This is a genomic window from Brevundimonas sp. SH203, assembly GCF_002157625.1.
GTDB lineage: Bacteria > Pseudomonadota > Alphaproteobacteria > Caulobacterales > Caulobacteraceae > Brevundimonas.
In genome coordinates this window covers 1-15,340 of sequence record NZ_BDMM01000008.1, presented here as the reverse complement: position 1 = coordinate 15,340, position 15,340 = coordinate 1, and the positions used below count along the sequence as shown (strand labels likewise).

The following is a 15,340-nucleotide window of genomic DNA, read 5'->3' as shown; positions in this document are numbered from 1 at the left end:
GGATGGCCCTAGAAGCACGCCCGGCTGGTCGCCTTGATCTCGATCAAAGCCGCCGCCAGACCCTCGATCTATTGGACGCTTCGTCCTTGGACATTCCGCCCAACGGCGTTTTGTCCAAAGGCGTCGCGCGCCCGGACGTGCTGGAGTTCGCCGATGACCGCCCTATCGCCCGATGCCGTCGCACCGGCCGCCTGGCTGAAGGCCGCCGGCCGGCCCTGGCGCAGGCTGGCGACGATCGCCGGGTTGTTGACCGTGGCGGATGTCGCCCCCGCCATCGGCTTCGCCGCTGGTCTGGCCCTGGCCATTTCCAATTTCGACGCCGGTTTCGCCGCCGCCGCGCCCTGGCTGACCCTGGCGGTCCTCAGCCTGATCGCGCGCGCCCTGATCGGTCAGGTCGCCGTCGTCGTCGGCGCGCGGCTGGGCCGGGCGGTCAAGGTCGAGGTGCGCGGCCGGCTGCTGGCCGATCTGTTCGGACGGGGCGTGCGCTCCAACGACCGCCTGACCGCCCTGGTCGAGGGCGTCGGCGCGCTGGACGGCTATTTCGCCCGGTTCGCGCCCCTGCGTATAGCCGCCGGCCTGTCGCCCCTGCTGTTGATCGCGGCGGCGGCCGTGGCCAGCCCGGTCGCGGCGGGCGTGCTTCTGTTCACCCTGTTTCCCTTCATCGTCGGCATGGCCCTGGCCGGGACGGCGGCGGCGGGCGAAAGCCGGCGTCAATTCCAGGCGCTGGAGCGGCTGTCGGGCCTGTTCGTCGACCGCGTCCGCACCCTGCCCGCCATCCTGGCCTTCGACGCCACAGCGCAGACCACCGACCGGATCGCCAGGGCGGCCGACGAGCTGGAGCGCCGCACCGCGCGGGTCATGCGGATCGCCTTCCTGTCGTCCGGCGTGCTGGAGTTCTTCTCGGCCCTGTCGGTGGCCCTGATCGCCGTCTATTGCGGCTTCAACCTGCTGCGACTGCTGCCCTTCCCCGTGCCGGAGGCGCTGGACCTGCCGCGCGCCTTCTTCGTCCTGGCCCTGGCGCCCGAGGTCTATCAGCCGCTGCGCCGTCTGGCCGCCGCCTATCACGACCGCCAGGCCGCAGAGGCCGCCGCCCCCTCGCTGGTCACGCCGCCGTCGATACGGCGGTCGCATGCCGCGCTGGGCGATCTGGCCCCCGCCATCCGTTTCCGCGACGTCGCCATCGCCTACGACGGCCGCGCGCCGGTCGTTCGACACTTTGACCTGGACATCGCTCCCGGACAGATCGTCGCCCTGATGGGCGCCAGCGGCGCAGGCAAGTCCAGCCTGCTGCATCTGTTGCTCGGTCTGGCGCCCCTGACCGAAGGCGAGGTCGAGATCGGCGCGGCCAGACTGAGCCTGGACGGCGATGTCGCCGGGCGCATCGCCTGGGCCAGCCAACAACCCATCGTCGTGCCGGGCGATCTGGCCCGCAACATCGCCCTGGCCGATCCCGCCAGTTGCCCCGGCCGGGTGGCGATGGCGGCGCGCACCGCCGGCCTGTCGGGCGATCTGGATCGCCTTATCGACGAACGCGGCGGCGGCCTGTCAGGCGGCGAGCGGCGACGGCTGGGTCTGGCCCGCGCCCTGTTGAAACGCGCGCCCATCCTGCTGCTCGACGAACCGACCGCCAATCTGGACCCCGCCTCGGAACAGGCCATGATCGCCGTCATCGCCAAGGCCGCGCGCGGCCGCACCACCCTGATCGCGACCCACTCCCCCGCCGTCGCGACCCTGGCCGACCGTGTGGTGCAGCTATGAGCCGGCGGATGCGGATCGGGCAGTTGATCGCGGCCCAGACGCTGGAGCAACGCGCGCGGTTGCGGCTGGCCGCCGCCGCCGGGGCGGTTGTCACGGTTTCGGCCGTCTGCCTGCTGGGCCTGTCGGGCTGGTTCATCACCGGGGCCGCCTTCGCCGGAGCGGCGGGCGCGGCGGCGGCCCAGAGCTTCAACTATATGATGCCCAGCGCCATCATCCGCCTGTTGGCCATCCTGCGCACCGGCGGGCGATACGTCGAACGGGTGGCGGGGCACGAAGCGGCGCTGAAGGCCCTGGCCCGCCTGCGTCCCCAGCTGTTTCGCGCCATCGCCGACGGGCCTCCCGAAGCGGCGCTGAGCCTGTCGTCCGGGGAAATGTCGGCCCGCCTGGTGCAGGACGTGGACGCGGTTCAGACCCTGTTCGTGCGCCGCTCCGTCCCCGTCAGCCTGGGCGCCGGGGCCGCCGCCGCCATCATCCTGGCCAGTCTGGCGACACCCTGGGCCGGCCTGGCTCTGTTCGCAGCCATGGCCGTCGCCTGCATCGGCGGGATTTTGATCGCGCGCCGCCTGGCCGAACCGGCGGGACGCGCGGCCCAGGTCGCGGTGGGCGTGCTGAAGGATCGTCTGGCCGCCTTGGAAGCCGTCACGCCCGAGTTGAAGGCCTATGGGCTGGAGGGCTGGGCCGCCGAACAGGCGGCGACGGCGGCAGCCGATCACGACCGGGCCCAGATCGCCCTGACCCAGGCCGCCGGCTGGATGACCGCCTGGCAGGCCGTCGCGACCGTCCTCGCCGTCGCCCTGGTCGTGCCCGCCAGCGCCGGCGCCGCCCTGTCGATGACGGCCCTGGCCGCGCTCGCCGCCATCATGGGAATCGAGGCCGCCGGCGGGCTGGTCGCCGCCCTGCATCAGAACGGCGGCGCCGCACAGGCCCTGTCGCGACTGGATGCGATCCTGCCCACCGAAAACCCAGGCCAAGGCCTCGCGCCTCTGGCCGACGCCATCGCCTTGATCGGTGCGGGCGACCCGCTGTCGCCGCCCCAGCGGTTCGGTCTGACCGGCCCGTCCGGCGTCGGCAAGACCACGCTTGTCGAGCGGCTGATCGGTCTGCGACCCGCGCTAGGCGGCGAACTGCAAATCGGCGGCGTCGACATCGCCGACATCGCGCCCCGCGACCGCCGCGCCCTGTTCGCCTACGCCGCCCAGGACGTGCGGCTGCTGGACGGATCGGTGCGCGAAAACCTGGCCCTGGCGGGAGCGGCCGATGAGACGGCCATGTGGCGCGCTCTGGACGACGCCGGACTAGGCCAGCGCATCCGGGCCGAACCCCTGGGTCTGGACGCCACCGTCGGATCGAACGGAGAACGGCTGTCGGGCGGAGAGCGCCGCCGCCTGAACCTCGCCCGCGCCTATCTGCGCGACGCGCCCTGGCTGGTGCTGGACGAACCGACCGAGGGGCTGGACGCCGCGACAGAGGCCCATGTGCTGACGGCGCTCGAAGCGCGGCTGGCCGAACGCGCCCAGGGCCTGATCCTGATCAGCCACCGCGTCCCGCCGATGGCCCTGTGCCCCAGCACGATCCACATCGACGGCCTGGAAACGGACGGCCGCGTCAGACTGGCGTGCGCGAAACGGAACGCCGCCTAGACCTCGCCGTCGGCCAATTCCTGCAGACGATCAGGGCGTTCCACCTCGATCTCGTGCAGCGACAGGGCCTGAATGACCTGGGCGTTCTTCAGCTTGGTCAGTTCGCGGCTGACCGTCTCGATGGTCAGGCCCAGATAGTCGGCCATTTCCGCCCGCGTCATGGGCAGGCGCACCCGGTTGTCGCGCGACGGCCGCATGGGATCGCGCCCCGGCAGGTCCAGCAGGAAGGAGGCCAGCCGCTCCCGGGCCGTCTTGCGCCCCAAAAGCAGCATCTGTTTCTGCGCCGCCGCCAGTTCGTGCATCGCCCGATCCAGCAGCGCCGCCTCCAGCGCCGGGCGAGACCGAACCGCCGCCTGATAGTCGGTCTTGCGGAACCGGCAGGCCGTCGTCGGCTCGATCGCCTCGGCCGAAAACCCGTAGTCTTCGCCCGCCGCCAAACCGATGAAGTCGCCGGCGAACAGGAAGCCGATGATCTGACGCCGCCCGTCGGCTAGCAACTTGTACAGCCGCACCGAACCGGAGGTGATGTTGAACACGCTGTTCGCCGGATCGCCTTCGCGCACCAGAACCGCATCGGCCTGCAGCGACAGCTGTTCGGCGATGGCGTCCAGAACCGCCATATCCTCGGGTTTCAGGCTGGCGCAGACGCTGAACGGCCGCGCGCCGCAGGTGTCGCACACCGCGCTCTGACGCCGTTGCAGGCACTCGTTCGACAGGGATCGGACTTCCAACATCAGGCCTCGCGTTCCCTCCGAGCCTAAGGCGCGCGCCCCATCGGCGCAAATCCCGCCGTGATCGGGGCGCATCAGGAGCATCCTACAGCGCTCTGTCGATAGGCGTTGGCGATCTGAGGCGAAAGCCCGTGCGACCAAACGACCGGCCGCCCCTAAACGATCGATGATTGGCAGACTGAGCGCGTCTCGGTAGAAATATCGCGGGGAATACGGGGGATGAACGATGGGCATTATTGCGGCCTTCATGGCCTTGGTGCTGGGCGAAGGCGCGGCGCACGCGCGGCGATCCGCCAAGGCGACGCGAATCCGCAGCCTGCCCGACCGTCAGGTGATGGCCGACAGCTATGTCCCCGCCCTGGCCGCCGAGGGCGGGCGCATCCTGTGGGTGGGCTGTCGCGAATATACGCTGGACGACTATGCCGCACTTGAGGCGCTGGGCGGCGAAGTCTGGACCACCGACATCGACGCGGGCGCGGCGCGCTGGGGCCGACCGGGGCGTCATCGCACTGGCGACATCTGCCAGGCCGACGCTCTGTTTTCGGACCTGACGTTCGACGCCGTCATCTGCAACGGCGTCATGGGCTACGGCGTGGACACCCCGGAACAGCAGCAACGCGCCCTGGCCGCCCTGGCCGCCATTCTACGACCCGGCGGTCGCCTGCTTCTGGGTTGGAACACCGACAAGATCGAAGATCCGGTCGCGGCCGGCCTGACCGCCGCCCATTTCGCCCCCGCGTCGTTGGGCGATCGCCCGACGCGGGTCGGTTTCGACACCGTCACCCACGTCTATGACAGCCTGATCCGAATCTAGTCCCGCGGCCTGGTCGTCGCCCGATCCGCCAGCGCTTGACGCAGATCGTCCAGTTCGGCCGCCCGCGCCGCCGGGGAATGCACCCGCGCCACATAGTCCTGCCCGCCCGCCGCCAGCGCCAGCCGTTCGGCCGGATGGCTCACCAGCCGTTCGAGCGCGGCGGCCAAGGGCGCGGCGTCCTCGACCTCGACATAGAGGGCGTGATCGCCGCTGGCCTCGCGCAGTCCGCCCCGACCAGAGGAGATCAGGGCCGCGCCCGCCGCATGGGCCTCCAGCGCCGACAGGCCCAGCGCCTCGCGCACCCGCGAGGGAACCACGGCGATGGCGGCCCGCCGCGTGACCGACTTCACCTCGGCTAGCGACGCCGACTTGTGGATTTCCACCCGCTCGCCGAACCGGGCCAGGGCCGCCACGTGCGGCTCGGCCCAGTGCTGATGCTTGTCCCAGTCCCCCAGCATCAGCGCCCCGCGCCAGTCGGGATGACGGTCCAGCGTCTGGGCCAAGGCGGTGCAGAACAGGTCCAGACCCTTGTCATGCATGGCCCGTCCCGAAAACAGGATCAGCTTCTCGCGGTCCTGCGGCGGCGCGCGCCAGTCGTCGACGGCGATGGGATTGCACACCGCCGCAACCCGCTCCGCCAGAGCCGGATAGTCTGCCGCAAACTCCTGTCCCGCCGCCTGGCTGACAAACACCAGACGATCGAACCGCGCCAGGCGACGGCCGTAACGCCAGGCCCCGATCGGATTGCGGGCCGGCTTGATGCGGGTGTGGCGATACAGGACGTTAATCGCGTTCGGAAATTGACGCGCCAGTTCCGAAGACGACTTCAACTGCTGATGATATTCTATGATGTCGGGCGACAGGGTCCGCAGGATGTCGGCCACCGCCGCATTGCGCGCCTTACGACCCAGCCCCGCCGGCACGGTCAGCACACTGACATCTGTGGGCGCGACGGCGCCCGCATCCGCGATCAGGGTTACGCCCTTCTGCAGACGGCTGTGCGCCGACAGGGTGCGGACCACTGTCTCCATCGAATTGGCCTTGTCCGGGCAATAGGTGGAGCCACGCGGCAGAACGACGGCGATTCGCATGGCCTCAATCTTCCTAGCGCCCGACGTCGGTCGCAAAGAGTTTTGCATGAACGGCCGGCCCGGTCGCACGATGCCCGCGCGGCCCGTTCAGCCCCAGCAGACGCCGCGCCTTGAACCCGGCTTTCAGCCACGGCTCTGCGGCCGAATGGCGGATGCCCTTCACGTCGATGAAGGTCACGTCGCCATGACCGGACAAGGTGTGCAGCCCGTCGCCGAACCCGGCCAGCAGGTCGCCCGGCTCGAACCGTTTGACCGCGACCGCCGAAAAGGCGTCCGGCGTCAGGGTCTCGATCCGCAGCAGATTGATGGCCGCCCCATAGGTCGCCGTGCAGTCCTGCACCGGCAGATGAAGCGCCCCGTCGTGAACGAAGGCCGTGCCGCCCGGCCGCGAGCCGTCCAGGCCGCGGATCACCGGATTGGCGGAATGGGCGGTCCACGGCCCCGTCAGGTTTTCGGCCCAGGCCAGATGCATCTCACGCATCGCCCGGTCGTCCGGCCCCGCCAGGGCGTGGAACATCCACCACAGGCCGTCGTGACGCACGACGGTCGCATCGATGGCGGCCTGATCGCCCAGACGCGCCGCCGGCTCCCATCGGTCGGGGAAACGCGCGCAGCGATAGAGGATCAACCCGCCGCTCTTGTAGCCTTCGGGCAGCATATAGAGGTCGCCGCCGTCCTCGATCAGGGTCGGATAGGACAGGTGCCAGGGCTCGGCCAGCGCCACCCCCTGCCCGATCAGCCGGTCCTCGGCGTCGTACTGGCGATAATGAATTTCGCCGCGCCGCACGTGATAATCGAACGCCTCGACGAAGACGGTCAGCACGCCGTCGCGGGTCATACCGAACGGGTCGGCGACATAGGCGTAGGGGCCGCAATCGGGCAGCCACGTCACCTCATCGGCGGCCGGAGGCTGGTCGATGACGCTGGACAGGGGGCGGCGGATGAAGCCGGAACGCCAGATATCGAACATGACGCCGCCCTAGCCGACCGGAAGAATCCGCGTCGTCGTCCTGGACTGTGCTGGATACGCGCGCATCAAAACCCCGTTCGCCGTTTGCGGCGACGCCTTCGATCCAAAGACGTCGCCGCTCTGCTCTTGCCTCATGAAAATCGGCGCGGCATGGAGGTTTGGAGTTCCTTTCAGGGACGTGTCAGAGGATTTCGCCTGTTTGACCGCGCCCCCTGCGCATCCGCTGATCGCCGCCTATCTGGAGCAGCGGCCGGATCTGGCCCGCTTCTGCCGCGCGCGGTTAGGCGGCGCCTCGGGCGATGTCGATGATCTGTTGCAGGATCTCTATCTGAAGGTTTCGACTCTGCCCGCCGACACGCCGGTCGACAATCCGCGTGCCTTTTTGTTTCGCCTGACCTCCAACCTGATGCTGGACCGATGGCGCTCGGGCCAGCGCGCCGCCGCGCGCGACAGCGCCTGGCGTCAGATCAACCATCAGACGGGCGCGGTCGAGGATCTGGACGACGCCCCGTCCGCCGAGGCCGTTGTGGCGTCTCGCCAACGGTTGGCCAGGCTGGTCGCCGCGCTGGACACCCTGCCGCCCAAGACCCGCGCCATCTTCCGCCTGCACAAGTTCGATGGCGTCAGCTACGCCGACATCGCCAGCCAGCTGGATATTTCACGCAGTTCGGTCGAGAAACACATGATGGACGCCCTGCGCGTCCTGGCGCGAAAGGTGCGGGCATGATCGTTCTTTCGCCCGTCGCCGAACGAAACTGTGGAGGCGGCGCATTCGCCGTGACGTCTAAGCTTCAGGGATGGCGTCTCTCCACGTCGATCCCGTCTGGAACGGCATGACGGCGAACACCGACATCGACGAAAAGGCGCTCCACTGGTTCGTCGCCCTGCGCGACGAAGCGGCCGGCGACGACGTCTGGCTCGACTTCCAGTCCTGGCTGGAGGCGTCGCCCGCTCACGCCCTGGCCTATGACGCCGTCGAGCGCCTGTGGGTCGATCTGGACGCCCTGGATGCGACCACCGCCTTCGCGCCCGAACCGACGCCGGTGATCGACTTGACCGAGGCTCGTCATCGCCGCGCCCATGGCCGCCGGTTCTGGCTGGCGCCTGGCCTGGGTGTCGCCGCCAGCATCACCCTGGCCGTCGGCCTCTGGCATTGGATGGCGCCGAACGGCCAGACCTATGCCACCGCCGACGCGCCGCTGACGGTGGCTTTGGAGGACGGGTCGCACGTCTATCTGAACCGCCATTCGCGCCTGGACGTGCGTTTCGACGGCGATCGTCGCGCGGTATCACTGGCCGAGGGCGAGGCTGCCTTCGATGTCGCACATGATCCCGCCCACCCGTTCGTGATCGCCGCCGGCGATCACCAGATCGAGGTTCTGGGCACCGCCTTCAATGTGCTGAACCACGGCGACGACTTCGCCGTGGCGGTCGAACGCGGCGTGGTCGCCGTCACCCCGGCCAAGGCGCCGCGCGTGCGCCTGATCGCCGGACAGGCCCTGACGCAGATCGCTCATCAAACGCCGGCCCTGGCCGCCGTCGCGCCGGATCGCGCCTCGGCCTGGCGTCAGGGCGTGCTGGTCTATCGTGATCGCCCGTTGGGCGAAGTCGCGGACGATCTTTCGCGTTATCTCGACAAACCTGTTGTGCTATCGACATCGGCTCGGGCGCTGCGCTTCACCGGCGCCCTGCGTATTGGCGACGAGGCCGTGATGTTGCAGCAACTGCAGGACTTCCTTCCTATTCGGATCGACGCCTCGACGAACGCTGTCCACGTCGATGCGCGTGAGGCCGGCTGAGGCCGGGCGGCCTGAACCCCTCGACCTGTCCCGGTCACGCGCCGCCGCCCTGAACGTCAGCTTCGCGCTCGTCGCGACCGCCGCCCTCGCCACCCCGGCCTGGGCCGCACAACCGCACGTCCTGGACCTCTATGTGCCGCGCCAGCCGGTGGATCACGCCCTTCTCGATCTGGCGCTAGAAGCGCGCGTGTCGCTGGGCGGGTCCGTGACCGCCTGCACGGGAACCAGCCCTGTCCTGCGTGGCCGCATGACGCTGGACGCCGCCTTGGATCGCATCCTGGCCGGTTCGGGCTGCCGCTATCTGATCCGACCCGACGGCGCGGTGATCATCAGCCCCGCGCCGCGCGTCTCTCCGATGCCGCCCTCGACGCCATCCCGCACGACCTCCAGACCGGCGCCGTCGACCGAGGCGGTTCAGGTCAGCGAGGTGGTCGTCACCGCCCCTCGCCGCCCCGAACTGATCCAGCGCTCCTCCTCGGCCATGACGGCCGTGACCGGCGACCGCATCGGCCGGGCCGGCGTGACGGGAATGCAGGGCCTGGACAATCTGGTCTCGGGCATGACGGTGACGAACCTCGGCCCCGGCCGGAACAAGATCCTTCTGCGCGGCATCTCCGACGGGGTCTTCACCGGCCTGACCCAATCGACGGTCGGCCTCTATCTCGATCTGACGCCCATCACCTACAGCGCGCCCGACCCGGACCTGAAGCTGATCGACGTCGATCGTGTCGAGGTGCTGCGCGGCCCGCAAGGCACGCTTTACGGCACCGGCCCCATCGGCGGCGTCGTGCGCATCGTCACCCGCCGGCCCGAATTCGGGCGCGAGGATCTGGCCGTCGCCCTGACCCGCTCGAACACCCACGGCGGCGGGACCAACACCGACTACAACGTCGTCGCCAATCTGCCGCTGGCAGGCGAACGGGCGGCGATCCGCGCGGCCGTCTATGGCGAAAGCTTCAGCGGCTATATCAACAACGTCGAACTGAACCTGCGCCGCGTCAACGACGGCACGCGGCGCGGCGGTCGCCTGTCGGGCGCCCTGGCCCTGGCGCCGGGATGGACCGCGCGCGCGGGCCTCGTCCACCAGTCGATCATGACCGAGGACACCCACTACATCTATCGCGGCAGCGGCCCCCTGCGCCGCGCCAATCTGGTGCGTGAGCCGCATCAGAACCGTTTCGACCAAGCCTCGCTCTCGCTCGAAGGACGGGGTGACTGGGGCCGCCTGGACGCTTCGCTCGCCGTTGTCGAACATCGTTTCAAGAGCCGCTACGACGCCTCCAGCGCCCTGCGACGCTTCGGGTCCTCGGCCTCGGTCGGAGCGCTGGACGAAAACAAGGACATCGATCTGGTCGTGGGCGAGGCGGTGCTGACCTCGCCCGATGTCGGACGCTGGCGCTGGCTGGTCGGCGCCCTGGCCTCGACCAGCACGACACGCACCAATCCCGTCCTTTCGATCCTGCGCGCCGAACCGCTGCGTCTCTACGCCGAAACCCGTCGCGACACCCTGAAAGAGGCCGCCGTCTATGGCGAGACGGCCTGGAACCTGACGCCGACCCTGACCCTGACCGCAGGCGCCCGTTATTACACGCTGGACTACGACACCACCTCCACGGTGCGTCAGCGAACACGGGTGCGGAACTTCGATGGCCAGGGCTCCTCGTCCGGCCTGACGCCGAAGATCGCCCTGGCCTGGCAGCCCAGCGACCGGCTGAACCTGTCGGCCCAGCTCAGCCACGGCCGGCGCGCGGGGGGCTTCAACACCGCCGGCGTCATCGGCCAGGACTTCAGCGGCCTGGCGGATTCCCCCGCCCGCCAGTATCGCCCGGACTCGCTGTGGAACCTGGAGCTGAACGCCAAGGTCCGTTCCGCCGACGGCCGCGCCCGCGTGCGCGCCGCCGTCTATGCCGCCCGCTGGCGCGATGTGCAGAGCGACCAGTTCCTGCCCAGCGGCCTGGCCTATGTGGTCAATGTCGGCGACGGCGCCGATGTCGGGTTCGAGGCCGAGGCCAACTGGCGCCCCACGGACGGGCTTGAGATCTTCGCCAACGGCCTGATCGCCGATCCCCGCATCACCGACCCCGCCAGCCGGTTCGAAACCCAGCGCGGCGCGGCCCTGCCCGGCGTGCCCAAGGCCTCGGCCAATCTCGGGTTCACCTACCGCCGCCCCTTGGGGGACCGACTGCAACTGATCGCGGACGGCGGCGTCTCCTACGTCGGCGCGTCCCGCCTGACCTTCGACGGTCGCCAGCAGCATCGCATGGGCGACTACGCCACCGGGCGGCTGTCCATGGGCGTCGAGGCCGCGCCCTGGGTCGCCACGGTCTTCGTGGACAATCTGTTCGACACCCGCGCCAACACCTTCGCCTACAGCGACCCGTTCCGCCTGCCCGACGCCAAGGCCGTCACTCCGCTTCGCCCCCGCACCATCGGCCTTACGCTGAGATGGGCGCTGCAATAGCCCCCACAAAGAAAAGCCGCCCTGCGAACAGGGCGGCCTTCCTTGGACATTGCGGTTGGTTCGACCTCAGAACCGCTTGGTCAGTTGCACGCCATAGGTGCGCGGCTCGTTGACGAAGGCGGTCAGGTTGTTGAAGTCGATGGCCCCGATCACATTTTCCTCGTCCGTCAGGTTACGGACGTAGGCCGCCGCCTCGATGCCGCGCGAGACATCGCGCCAGCCTGCGCGCAGCCCGCCTTCGAAGTGCGTCTTCTGCATGAATTCGACCGATTCATAGAGGAAGAGGTTGAAGTTCTTCTGCATGACCCAGTCGGTCGAGGCGAACAGTTCGGTGTCGGCGCCCAGAGGCCTGACGTAGTTCAGCGTCAGATTGGCGGTGTATTCCGGCGCCTGCGGGAAGGGGTTGCCGTTGATGGCGGCGCGACGGGTCGTGCCCACCATGACGATGGGATCGGTGACGGTGCAGTTGGAGCCGCAAACCGCGACCAGCAAATCCTTGTCCTTGATCTCGGTGTGGTTCCACGCACCGCCGGCCGCCAGGCTGAAGCCCGCGCCCAGATAGACATCGCCGTCCAGCTCCAGGCCATAACCCTCGCCCTTCTTGGCGTTGATCAGACGGTTGGAGTTGTCCGCGCCGCCGATGGCGGTGAACTGCATGTCGCTGACTTCATAGGCATAGGCGGTGGCGTTGAAGCGCGCGCGGCCGTCCATCATCCGCGCCTTCAGGCCGGTTTCGTAGGACATGACGGTTTCGGAGTTCGCCGTGGTCAGGACCGGCAGGTTGCGCCCCTGGATCGACGGGCCACGATAGCCCTTGGCCACGCGGGCGAACAGGTTCAAGTCGTCGTTGACCTGATAGACGGCGCTGACGTCCCAGCTGACCTGCTGATCGCCGACCGAGACGGAACCCGTACCGCCCGCGCCGTTCCCCAGCACGATCTGGCCGTTGTAGTGGCGGTTGTCGTCGGTGTAGCGGACGCCCGCCGTCACCTTGAAGGCATCCGTCACCTTGTAGCTTCCTTGGCCGAACACCGACCAGGAATCGGACTTCTGCACGATGTCGGTCGCCCGCGTCGGCAGCGGATCGCCCACGCCGTTGAACGTGCCGCTGACCAGGTTGAAGCGCTCGTCCCAATAGAAGGCGCCGACCTGCCAACCCACGCGGCCGTCGCCGTTCGAGGCCAGACGCAGTTCATAGGTGTTCTGCAGCAGATCGCTGGACAGGGTGCCGGTCTCGGCGTTGAACGGCGTTTTGTAGGAAGCCGTCGTCGGGGCCGAGGCCACGCCGCCGTCGATATCGCCGTCGCCCTGCGACCAGCCCTGATACGAACCGACGATGCCGGTCAGGGTCGCGGGGCCGAAGTCATAGGCGACCTGCAGCGACTGGGACGTGGTCTTCTGCTTCTGGAAGTTGTTGCGGCCGCCGTCGTAATAGACGGTGTCGCGGTCGAAATTGTCGTTCAGCTTATTGGAGCCCTTGGTCAGGGCGTTGGCGCGGTTCATCGTGCCCGTGCCGTCATAGTCGCGGGCCTGCAACGTCAGCAGGGTCGACAGGCGGTCGGTCGGGGTCCAGGCGACGTGGACGCGCGCGGCCAGATCGTCGAAACCGCCCAGATCATCCTTGTCGGGATTGGCGAACGAGGGGTTGTAGGCGTTGTTCACCCAGTCGTCGCGGTGGTTCCACAGAATGGCGCCGCGCACCTGAAGCGTGTCCGAAGCCGGCAGGGTGACGGCCGCCTCGGCGCGCGTCGAACCCAGGTTGCCATAGGTCAGCGAGCCGAAGCCGGTGAACTCGTCCGACGGTTTGACGGTGTCGATCTTGACCACGCCGGCCGGGGTGTTGCGGCCGAACAGCGTGCCCTGCGGCCCGCGCAGCACTTCCAGCTGCTGCACGTCGAACAGGGGGAAGCCCTTCAGATAGACGCTTTCCAGAACCACATTGTCCAGCACGACCGACACCGGCTGCGAGGCGGTGAAGTCGAAGTCCACATTGCCCAGGCCGCGAATATAGAAGCGCGGGGCATAGCGGCCGTTCGAGCTTTCGACCTGCAGGCTGGGCACGCGGCCCGACAGCGACAGGATGTCGGCGCCGCCGGCCGAAACCTCCTGCAGGGTCTCGGTGCTCAGCGCCGTGACGGCGAAGGGCACGTCGCGGATGTTCTCGCTGCGACGTTGGGCCGTGACCACGATGTCGTCGACGCCGGCCGGTTCCGCGGCGGGAACGGCCTGGGCGGCCTGGGTGGTCTGCGCTGAAACGGCGCCGGCGCTCAGCAGGGCGACGCCGCTGACGGTGGCGGCCAGAAGGGCTTGGCGAAGCATGAAAAAGATTCCTTTGGCGACAGGGGGAGGATTTGTCGCGCGAGGCCGTAAGGCCTCGCCGGGCGGATCGCTAGTGGCGACCGCCCCCTATTTCTTGAACCTTTGACGACGCGGCCACACCCCTGTGACAATCCGCTCTCCCGCAGACGCCTCGCATTGCGCCGCATCTCCTGGAATGCGAAACTCGGTCCTTGCGTGAGCGTAGCTCCGCGCCTTCCCGGACATCGGCTGGAGCCTCCATGCCTCTCATCGCGCCTTCCCGTCGTCGGCTTCTTCAGTTCGCCGCCGCCGCAGCCGTGTCGCCAGGTTTGGCGGCCATGAAGCCTCAGGCGGTCGTCGGCCGGGTGCTGGCCGTGTCGGATCTGCATTCCGCCTATGAGCGCACCGCTCATCTGCTGGCGGCCTTCGAACACGAAATCCGGTCGCACCCCGCGCCCCATGTGATCGCCGTCAACGGCGACATCTTCGAACAGGGTAATGTCGTCGCCCAACGCTCCAGCGGCGTGGTGGACTGGGCGTTTCTGGCCGCCCTGCCCGGCCTGGCGCCGACCGTCGTCAACCTGGGCAATCACGACAACGACCTGACGCCCGATCTGGCCGATGTGGTGGCCCGTATGAAGACGCTGGGCCTGCACGTCGTCAGCACCATCACCGACACCCGCACCGGCGTCGGCTACGCCCCATCCGTCGCGACGCTGCCGTTCGGCGCGCATCGTCTGCGGGTCGTCGGCATGGCCACCAATTCGATGAACACCTATCCCAAGGCGTCGCGCGATCAGTTGTCGATCCCGGCGGCTGCGGACTGGGCGCGCGCGCACCTGTCGGACAGTTTGTCGGGCGCGGACAAGGTTATGGTGATGAGCCATGCAGGTGTCGTTGCCGATCAAGACATGCTTCCGATGTTGCCGTCCGGGGCGCTGATGGTGGGTGGTCATGATCATCTGCTGTTCCAGCACCAGCGGGGGTCCAGCGCCTATGTGCATACGGGCTCCTTCACCAGCGCCTATACGGTTGCGGAATTCGCGGCCGACGGCGGCGTGACGGCCGCGTCTCATCCCGTTTCGACGCAGAGCGCCGCCTCGCCCGCACTGGCGACCTTGACCGCCCGCACCCTGACCGAACAGCTCACGCCCGAGGAACAGGCGGTGCTGTGGACCGGCCGTCGCGCCCTGTCGTTGGGCGATACGGGCCGAGCGATCGCCGCCGGCATGGCGAGAGCGACAGGCGCGCACGCCGGCTTCATCGGCCACACCACCTTGGGCAACGCCGCTCCTGCCGGCCGTGTCAGCCGCTACGTCTTTGATTCCATCGTCCGCTTCGAGGGCAGGCTTCTGACGGCGGAGGTTTCGCGAGCTGATTTCGGCACATTCATGGCCCGGGCCAATCAGGATCGTCCTTTGCCGCTGGGCGCTTTGACGGGGGATTTCCTCTATGCCTTCGGCGCGGCTCCCGAGCGTGGTCCGATCCGCATCGTCACGACGGACTGGTGCGCGACCAACCAGCAGACGTATTTCGGAAGGGATGACCTCATTTTCCAGCCGTCGCCGGGCCTGACGCTGAAGGCGGTCGCGGCCTCGGCCCTGGCGAGCGAGGGATAGGCGGGGGAGTGTCCGATGTGCTGTGCGCACAAAGAAAAGCCCGCCTGGCTTTGGCCATGCGGGCTAGATCTTGGGTGCGGGAGTAGGATTTGAACCTACGACCTTCAGGTTATGAGCCTGACGAGCTACCGGGCTGCTCCATCCCGCGGCAAGCGGTCG

11 protein-coding genes and 1 tRNA gene are annotated in these 15,340 nt (G+C 68.5%); 7 read left to right on the top strand and 5 right to left on the bottom strand.

The annotated features are described in order from the left end of the window. Positions 1-153: 153 nt before the first annotated feature. Together cydD and SH203_RS14580 are read left to right on the top strand one after the other, a co-directional pair. Positions 154-1,758, top strand: a complete 1,605-nt coding sequence (gene cydD / locus SH203_RS14585) for a thiol reductant ABC exporter subunit CydD (RefSeq protein ID WP_087121693.1) — start codon at positions 154-156, stop codon at positions 1,756-1,758. Then, positions 1,755-3,398: an amino acid ABC transporter ATP-binding/permease protein gene (locus tag SH203_RS14580; protein ID WP_087121692.1), complete on the top strand. Its 1,644-nt coding sequence runs from the start codon at positions 1,755-1,757 to the stop codon at positions 3,396-3,398. The genes cydD and SH203_RS14580 overlap by 4 nt, the downstream gene beginning before the upstream one ends. Here SH203_RS14580 and SH203_RS14575 read toward each other — a convergent pair. Further along, on the bottom strand, positions 3,395-4,132 hold the full coding sequence (locus SH203_RS14575) for a Crp/Fnr family transcriptional regulator (protein WP_087121691.1): 738 nt from the start codon (positions 4,130-4,132) through the stop codon (positions 3,395-3,397). The genes SH203_RS14580 and SH203_RS14575 overlap by 4 nt on opposite strands. Positions 4,133-4,355: 223 nt before the next feature. On the opposite strand from SH203_RS14575, the gene SH203_RS14570 reads away from it, so the two are divergent. Then, entirely contained in the window at positions 4,356-4,943 is a 588-nt protein-coding gene (locus SH203_RS14570; protein ID WP_087121690.1) for a methyltransferase domain-containing protein, read from the top strand. On the opposite strand, the gene SH203_RS14565 is transcribed toward SH203_RS14570, so the two are convergent. Both SH203_RS14565 and SH203_RS14560 read right to left on the bottom strand, forming a co-directional pair. Beyond that, entirely contained in the window at positions 4,940-6,034 is a 1,095-nt protein-coding gene (locus SH203_RS14565) for a glycosyltransferase family 4 protein (RefSeq protein ID WP_087121689.1), read from the bottom strand. The genes SH203_RS14570 and SH203_RS14565 overlap by 4 nt on opposite strands. A 13-nt stretch (positions 6,035-6,047) precedes the next feature. Continuing rightward, positions 6,048-7,004, bottom strand: a complete 957-nt coding sequence (locus SH203_RS14560) for a hypothetical protein (protein WP_087121688.1) — start codon at positions 7,002-7,004, stop codon at positions 6,048-6,050. A 199-nt stretch (positions 7,005-7,203) separates the two neighbouring features. Here SH203_RS14560 and SH203_RS14555 point away from each other — a divergent pair, with 199 nt between their 5' ends. From SH203_RS14555 to SH203_RS14545, 3 genes are all read left to right on the top strand, one after another. Then, a complete protein-coding gene (locus tag SH203_RS14555) occupies positions 7,204-7,731 on the top strand; it encodes an RNA polymerase sigma factor (RefSeq protein ID WP_234989522.1) in 528 nt (175 codons plus the stop codon). A 70-nt stretch (positions 7,732-7,801) separates the two neighbouring features. Continuing rightward, positions 7,802-8,803 (top strand): FecR domain-containing protein, encoded by a 1,002-nt coding sequence (locus SH203_RS14550; RefSeq protein ID WP_087121686.1) that lies wholly within the window; start codon positions 7,802-7,804, stop codon positions 8,801-8,803. After that, positions 8,790-11,264: a TonB-dependent receptor gene (locus SH203_RS14545; protein WP_159457579.1), complete on the top strand. Its 2,475-nt coding sequence runs from the start codon at positions 8,790-8,792 to the stop codon at positions 11,262-11,264. Before SH203_RS14550 ends, SH203_RS14545 begins: the two co-directional genes overlap by 14 nt. A 66-nt stretch (positions 11,265-11,330) precedes the next feature. Here the strand turns inward: SH203_RS14545 and SH203_RS14540 are convergent, their stop codons facing one another. Next, positions 11,331-13,583, bottom strand: coding sequence for a TonB-dependent receptor (locus SH203_RS14540; RefSeq protein WP_087121684.1), 2,253 nt, complete (start codon positions 13,581-13,583; stop codon positions 11,331-11,333). 239 nt (positions 13,584-13,822) lie between these two features. Here SH203_RS14540 and SH203_RS14535 point away from each other — a divergent pair, with 239 nt between their 5' ends. Beyond that, on the top strand, positions 13,823-15,181 hold the full coding sequence (locus SH203_RS14535) for a metallophosphoesterase (protein ID WP_087121683.1): 1,359 nt from the start codon (positions 13,823-13,825) through the stop codon (positions 15,179-15,181). A gap of 71 nt (positions 15,182-15,252) precedes the next feature. Here SH203_RS14535 and SH203_RS14530 read toward each other — a convergent pair. Continuing rightward, a tRNA-Met gene (locus SH203_RS14530) sits at positions 15,253-15,329 on the bottom strand. Between the last annotated feature and the right edge of the window lie 11 nt (positions 15,330-15,340).